General features: G+C 40.1%; 8 protein-coding genes and 1 tRNA gene. 8 read left to right on the top strand and 1 reads right to left on the bottom strand.

Annotated features, from left to right (window positions below; genetic code table 11):
- The 6 genes from murB to QZR76_RS13965 form a co-directional block, all read left to right on the top strand.
- Positions 1 to 750 (top strand): UDP-N-acetylmuramate dehydrogenase (murB, locus tag QZR76_RS13990; protein WP_294143416.1); only part of this gene is annotated, 750 nt, incomplete at its 5' end.
- Positions 751 to 884: 134 nt separating this feature from the next.
- Complete coding sequence (locus QZR76_RS13985; RefSeq protein WP_270429331.1) at positions 885 to 1,634, top strand: acyl-ACP thioesterase domain-containing protein; 750 nt, start codon at positions 885 to 887, stop codon at positions 1,632 to 1,634.
- Between the two features lie 107 nt (positions 1,635 to 1,741).
- Positions 1,742 to 1,825 (top strand) — tRNA-Leu (locus tag QZR76_RS13980).
- Positions 1,826 to 2,063: 238 nt separating this feature from the next.
- Positions 2,064 to 3,089, top strand: coding sequence for a phosphotransferase (locus QZR76_RS13975; protein ID WP_294143415.1), 1,026 nt, complete (start codon positions 2,064 to 2,066; stop codon positions 3,087 to 3,089).
- Positions 3,090 to 3,108: 19 nt separating this feature from the next.
- Positions 3,109 to 3,738 (top strand): orotate phosphoribosyltransferase, encoded by a 630-nt coding sequence (pyrE, locus tag QZR76_RS13970; RefSeq protein WP_294143414.1) that lies wholly within the window; start codon positions 3,109 to 3,111, stop codon positions 3,736 to 3,738.
- A 9-nt stretch (positions 3,739 to 3,747) separates the two neighbouring features.
- The gene (locus QZR76_RS13965) at positions 3,748 to 4,206 is read left to right on the top strand and encodes an SRPBCC family protein (protein WP_294143413.1); all 459 of its coding nucleotides are present in this window, start codon (positions 3,748 to 3,750) and stop codon (positions 4,204 to 4,206) included.
- Between the two features lie 25 nt (positions 4,207 to 4,231).
- On the opposite strand, the gene QZR76_RS13960 is transcribed toward QZR76_RS13965, so the two are convergent.
- Entirely contained in the window at positions 4,232 to 4,582 is a 351-nt protein-coding gene (locus QZR76_RS13960; protein ID WP_294143412.1) for a DUF3276 family protein, read from the bottom strand.
- Positions 4,583 to 4,889: 307 nt separating this feature from the next.
- Between QZR76_RS13960 and trpS the strand changes: the two genes are divergently transcribed.
- A complete protein-coding gene (gene trpS, locus QZR76_RS13955) occupies positions 4,890 to 5,876 on the top strand; it encodes a tryptophan--tRNA ligase (protein WP_294143411.1) in 987 nt (328 codons plus the stop codon).
- Between the two features lie 28 nt (positions 5,877 to 5,904).
- Positions 5,905 to 6,486 carry a Holliday junction branch migration protein RuvA gene (gene ruvA / locus QZR76_RS13950; RefSeq protein ID WP_294143410.1) on the top strand — a complete coding sequence of 194 codons (582 nt, stop codon included), beginning with the start codon at positions 5,905 to 5,907 and terminating at the stop codon, positions 6,484 to 6,486.
- Positions 6,487 to 6,927 lie beyond the last annotated feature (441 nt).

The raw sequence follows: 6,927 nt of genomic DNA, 5'->3' as shown, positions 1-6,927 counted from the left end.
GTAGGAAGTGGTGTCGTGTGGGATGATTTCGTGGCGTGGGCTGTCGAACACGGGTATGGAGGGGTGGAGAATCTTTCACTGATCCCCGGGCATGTCGGGGCTACTCCGGTGCAGAATATCGGGGCTTACGGGACGGAAGCGGGGGAATGTATTGACCGGGTGGAAGCCGTGGATATCGTGAAAGGAGAAAAGGTGACGATTGATGCGGCAACGTGTCGTTTCGGTTACCGGGATTCTATTTTCAAACATGAGTGGAAGAATCGCTTTCTGGTAACGTATGTTACTTTTCGTTTGACGAAACATCCCGAGTTCAAGTTGCATTACGGGAGCGTGAAGGATGAAGTAATCCGTTTGGGTGAACCTTCGTTAAAAGTGATACGCCAAGCCATTATTCGTATACGGGAAGCGAAATTGCCGGACGTGAAGGTATTGCCTAATGCCGGGAGTTTTTTTAAAAACCCGATGGTTGAACGTGTTATTGCAGATACTTTGCAGGAAAAATATCCTGCACTGCCGGTTTATCCCGTGGATGATGACCATGTGAAACTGGCTGCCGGGTGGTTAATCGAGGCCGCAGGATGGAAGGGAAAAGTTGTCGGTCATGCCGGGGTACATGAAAAACAGGCGTTAGTATTAGTGAACATGGGTGGGGCAACTGGTATAGAAATTGCACATTTGGCTAACGAGATAAAGAAATCCGTGTTCCTTCAGTTTGGAGTATGGTTAGAACCGGAAGTAAACGTGATATAAAAGTGATATTAAAAATTCTGTGATTGACGATTCAATGATTAGGAGATTAAAAAGGGGGGTGAGGTTGTGGGTGGAAATCACGTAATCGCAAATCATTAAATCGCTCAAACGATAGGATCTAAAATTAGAACGGGATGGTAAAATATTCGGAAGAGATAGATATTCGGGGGCATTATACGGATTTGGAAGGACGGTTGATCATGAAGTCCTTGTGCGATCTGTTTAATGACGTGGCGAACGTGCAGACTTATGCGCTGAAAATAGACGTGCCCACGTTGAACGAGCAAGGATTGACATGGATGCTGCATAAGTTGCATATTTTGATTACCCGGATGCCTGAACAGGGGGAGAATGTGACATTGGAAACATGGCCGTCGGGTATTGATCGTTTATTCGCGATTCGTGATTTTAGAGTGGTGGCAGGAGAAGAGGTTTTATTGCGGGCTACTTCAGAGTGGATGGTGATAGATGTAAATCGTCGCCGTCCCGTGCGTTTACCGGCTTGCGTGACGGAGACCGCCGCTTTCTGCGTGGATGGTATTCGGGAAATTCCTTTCGAATTGGATACGAAAAAAATGCCGATAGACTTCGAAAGCACCCGTCGTTTCACGGCAACATACGATAATATCGATTTCAACAAGCACGTCACTCAAGCCACGTATGTGCGCTGGGTTACTAATTCTTTGTCTTACGAGTTCTTGAAGGACCACGAGATCACGGAGTTGGAAATTATTTACGAACATGAAGTGTTGCCGGATAGTGTTGTGTGTGCCGGATGTCATGTTGAGGAGGAAGAAAATCGTGTAAAAGTGTATCACCAGGTGAGAAATGAAAGTTTGGATAAAACGCATTGTTTTGCTGTTAGTTACTGGAAAAAGCGGTAAAAACTGAGTGTATCTTTGGTTGTTTATTTCGTGAAATTCGGGTTAAAATACCGCTTATTTGTTTTGCGATAACGAGAAAATACTATATATTTGCGCCGTTAAAAAATGCCCAAGTGGTGAAATTGGTATACACGCTACTTTGAGGTGGTAGTGGCCGTTCGGCTGTGCAAGTTCGAGTCTTGTCTTGGGCACAAAATCCTGCTAATATAATGATTGGCAGGATTTTTATTTTGAGTAGGAAGGTTTGAATTGTAGACGATTTGCCTTATTTTTGCGTTAATAGAATATGGAATGAAAGGAGACGTGCAGATTAATGTTTCAAGTCCGGAGAGGTTTATTGATTGCTATTTTTTGAAACAGTGTAACGCGTATTTGGGATTATCATAAAGAGATGGAAGTAGAGTGAGGAGTAAATAACGAATAGAGTTTATGGAAGAACAATTAGAGATTCTTTTTAAATCTTATGCAGGGCATTCTTCGACGGAAATGAAGGCTTTGCCATTATCCGGTTCCGCGAGAAAATATTATCGAATACAAGATGGAGAGAGTTCTTGTATCGGTGTGTATCATGAAAATTTGAGGGAAAATCGGTTGTTTGTAGAATTTTCCCGGAATTTTAAGGAAAAGGGATTACATGTACCTGAGATATATCAAGTGTCGGAAGACGGAAAACTCTATTTACAGGAAGATCTGGGAACGGATATGCTATTGGATATCGTGGAGCGGGAACGTGAGGGAGAGAGGTTGAGTGAACATACAATGGAATTGTATAAGAAGTCTTTGACGGAATTATTGCGTTTTCAATGGATAGGGGGAAAAGGATTGGATTATTCGACCTGTTTGCCTCGTCCGGTCTTTGACGAGCGTTGTATTCGTTGGGATTTGAATTATTTTAAATATTGTTTTTTACGATTGGTCGGGGTTGAGGCGGACGAGGATGAGTTGGAGAACGATTTTGATCGTTTGACGAAACATTTGGTTACAGTAACGGCCGATTGTTTTATGTTCCGTGACTTCCAGTCGCGAAATATTATGGTGTTGAGGGATAATGTTTATTTTATCGATTACCAGGGAGGACGTCAGGGAGCGTTGCATTACGATGTAGCTTCTTTGCTGTATGATGCCGTGGTGAAGATGCCGGAAGAACAAAAAAATGAGTTGTTGGATTATTATATTCTACAATTATCTACTTATAGTGAAGAGCGAGCGAAGATATTTCGTAAGGCTTATTATCATTTCGTGTTGGTACGTCTTTTACAGGCTATGGGAGCTTTCGGTTTGCGGGGGGTACACGAAGGGAAACAACATTTTATAGATTCAATTGCTCCCGGGTTACAGGGAATTGTGGAGTTATTCGGGCCTGGGAAACTGGAAAAAGAATATCCTGAAATTCTGCGGGTCGTAAAGATCGCTTTAAAAAAATACTTTGTACCTTTGCACGCTGAAAGAGAATGAATAACTAAATAAATATGATATGAATAGTGTAGCTGAACAGGTAGCTTCTCATTTATTGCAAATAAAAGCTATTAAATTACAACCTTCTGACCCTTTTACTTGGGCTTCCGGCTGGAAATCGCCGATTTATTGTGATAATCGTAAAACATTATCTTACCCGGAAGTTCGTACTTATATTCGGGATCAATTCGTTGAATTGATTCGGAGCAAATATCCTCAAGTGGAAGTCATCGCCGGTGTTGCTACCGGAGCTATAGCTCAGGGAGCATTGGTCGCTCAGGAATTGGGATTACCATTCGTGTACGTAAGGTCTTCGGCTAAAAATCACGGATTGGAGAATTTGATTGAGGGGGAATATAAGGCCGGACAGAAGGTGGTGGTGGTTGAAGACCTGATTTCAACCGGAGGGTCAAGCTTACAAGCGGTGGAAGCACTACGGAATGCCGGTTGTGAAGTGTTGGGTTTGACTGCCATTTTTACATACGGTTTTCAGAAAGCGGGAGATAATTTTGCTGCTGCTCATTGTGCTTTGGATACATTGAGTAATTATGGGGCGATGATCGATTTGGCCGTGAAAACGGGTTATATTCGTCCGAATGAGGTTGAAAAATTGAAAGAGTGGAGATTGAACCCTGAAACCTATAAATAAATATTGTTTATGTCTACAAAGGTTGTAAGCGATGTTCAGAAAATTGAATGTACAATAGAGAAGGTTTATAATTTTCTTGCCGATTTCAATCGAATAGGAACCATTATTAATATGGCCCGGCAGATGGGTGGGGAACAGATGTCTTCTATTTCGGATAAAATTGAAGATATCCGTACGACGGAAGATAGTTGTTCTTTCATAATCAAAGGTGTAGGAGAGATGGGAATGAAGATTGTAGAGAGAGAGAGCCCTAAACTCATTAAATTTGGAGGAGATGGCCGTGTCCCTTTTGATTTTAGTATGTGGATTCAATTATTGGAGAATGGACCTTATGATACCCGCATGCGGATTACCTTTGAAGCGGATTTAAATGTAGTGATGAAAATGATGCTAAAAGGAAAGCTGGAAAAAGGAATAAACCAATTGGCAGAAGGTTTGGCTAAAATACCATATGGATTATTACCATAAAAAAAGAGGCCTAAGCCTCTTTTTTTTATTTGGATAGATCGTCAAAATCAATGTCGTCGAAATTATGACTCCCGTCTTGATGAGATTCCGGTAACTCACCGTTTAGAGCCGCTTTAATATAGGCTACGGCCTCATCCAATCCTTCTGCAAATTTTTCAAAATCTTCTTTATACAAGAAAATTTTATGTTTCTCGTAGTTTTGATTACCTTCTTTGTCAAATTTTTTCTTACTCTCGGTAATCGTTAAATAATAGTCATTATTACGAGTCGCTTTTACATCGAAAAAATAGGTCCTTTTCCCTGCTCTCACTGGTTTTGAATAAATCTCTTCCCGATCATTCATTTCCATACCTTCATTTTTTTCGTATCCTTCCATGTTAAATTAAAGTTTAAATTTGAGTTTTCGTTTCAAATGTAGGAAAAAACAACATAAGAACAGCTTTTTTTTTCAATATTTTTTATTTTGACAGTCAGTAAGTTGAATAAAACAACATGGAGCATGTGCTGAAAAAGTCAGTATTTAAGCATAAAATGAAGGATTTAAACGTAACTTTTTCTTCGTTTTTTCGTAAAAAAATAATTTTACAATTCGGTATTAAGAGAAGGGGGAGAATAGTGATTATATTGTTCTAAAAGAATAAAAATATATCTTTGTCATTCGTAAACATTGAAAATTTTTAACGATGGAAACAGTAGTAAGCGGAATTAGACCTACGGGTAATTTGCATTTAGGAAACTATTTTGGGGCAGTAAAGAGTTTTATTCAGATGCAGAATGAGTATAATTGTTTCTTTTTTATAGCCGATTGGCATTCGTTGACTACGCATCCTCGTCCGGACGATATCATGGGAAGTGTCCGAAAGATTTTAGCCGAATACCTGGCTTGTGGGATAGATCCTGAAAAATCAGCGATTTATGTTCAAAGTGATATAAAGGAAGTTTTGGAACTGTATCTTTTCCTGAATATGAACGCTTATTTGGGAGAATTGGAACGTACGACGACTTTTAAGGAAAAGGCCCGGAAACAACCAGATAACGTAAATGCCGGATTATTGACTTATCCGACGCTTATGGCTGCTGATATTATTATTCATAAAGCACATAAAGTACCGGTAGGTAAAGATCAGGAGCAAAATATGGAGATGGCCCGTAAATTTGCCCGGAGATTTAATACTATGTATGGTCGGGAGTTTTTTCCGGAACCCGCTTCGTTTACTTTTTCTAAAGAAGCTGTGAAGATTCCAGGATTGGACGGTTCTGGGAAAATGGGAAAATCCGAAGGTAATGCCATATACTTGCTTGATGATGCTGCCGTAATTCGTAAAAAAGTGATGAAGGCGGTAACCGATAGCGGGCCGACTGAACCTAATAGTGCAAAGCCCGAGGTAATACAAAATTTGTTCACTTTAATGGAAGTGATTTCCGGTAAAGATACTTATGCCTATTTTAATGATAAGTATAATGCTTGTGAAATTCGCTACGGGGATATGAAAAAGCAATTGGCCGAAGATATTGTTCAATTTTGCGCTCCGATCCGGGAGCGGATTCTGGAATACTCGGCAAATCCGGTTTATTTGGATAAGATTGCAGCTATGGGAGCAGAGAAAGCAAGAGATAGTGCGAGGAAGACGATAAAAGAAGTTCGAGAAATCATAGGGTTTCGCCCATAAGGAAGGATAATTTAAACTCAGGTTTATTATGTATGAATATATTAAAGGAATATTGGTAGAAGCTACCCCTGCTTATGTTGTTGTCGAGTGTGGAGGAATCGGATACAATATTCATGTATCTTTGAATACTTATACTAAAATTGCTTCGGCCCGGGACGTCCTGCTTTATATTCATCAGGTTATACGGGAAGATGTCCATCTGTTTTATGGCTTTTTTTCGAAAGAAGAACGGAGTTTGTTTCGTTCTCTGATATCGGTTTCGGGGATTGGAGCGAATACGGCAAATGTGATGTTGAGTTCAATGAGTGTGGAGGAGATTACCGGAGCAATAATGACCGAAAATGTAAATGCTATCAAGAGTGTAAAAGGAATAGGTGTTAAGACGGCTCAACGGGTAATTATCGAGTTAAAAGATAAAGTTGGTAAGGAGGGTGTGGTATTGGAAAATATGGGAGTATTGTCCAACACAATGAAAGAAGAGGCTTTATCAGCTTTGGTAATGCTCGGCTTTGCACGTGTGCAGGTAGGAAAGACATTGGATAAAATATGTACTACCGGAAAAGTGGATAGCGTGGAAGAGTTGATAAAATTAGCTTTAAAACAATTATAATAATATCGAGATTCTTTGATTCAGAAATTAAAAGATGGAGTGATTGATGATTTCAGATTGGAGAAGCGGGGATAAAAACGAAGGGACATCAATAGTGAGCGGCGATTGGACGACGGTTTGTCTGAACGAAGTGAGTTCCGAGGATAGTGAACGAAAAACGTCCATACGACCGATGGGAAGGTCAGAGCCACGGAGAATTTATCTCCCTTGCAATTTAATTGACGATTTTAGATTTATGATTTCAAGATCGGAATTGAATCATAATCGATTTGCAATCTACAATTTAAAATTTACAATTAGACGACTCTCGTGATTCGTGGATTTACGGTTGTCGTGTGGAAGTCATTGAAAGATAGGGATGATGATGATCTTGCTATTTTTTTTTGAAAAAAGTGACGAAAATGTTTGGAAACGGGAATAAACTTCCTTTATCTTTGCACC

Source organism: uncultured Sanguibacteroides sp. (assembly GCF_900543425.1).
Lineage (GTDB): Bacteria > Bacteroidota > Bacteroidia > Bacteroidales > Marinifilaceae > Gabonibacter.
The sequence above is the reverse complement of the archived record's forward strand: the minus strand, read 5'-3'. Positions and strand labels throughout refer to the sequence as shown.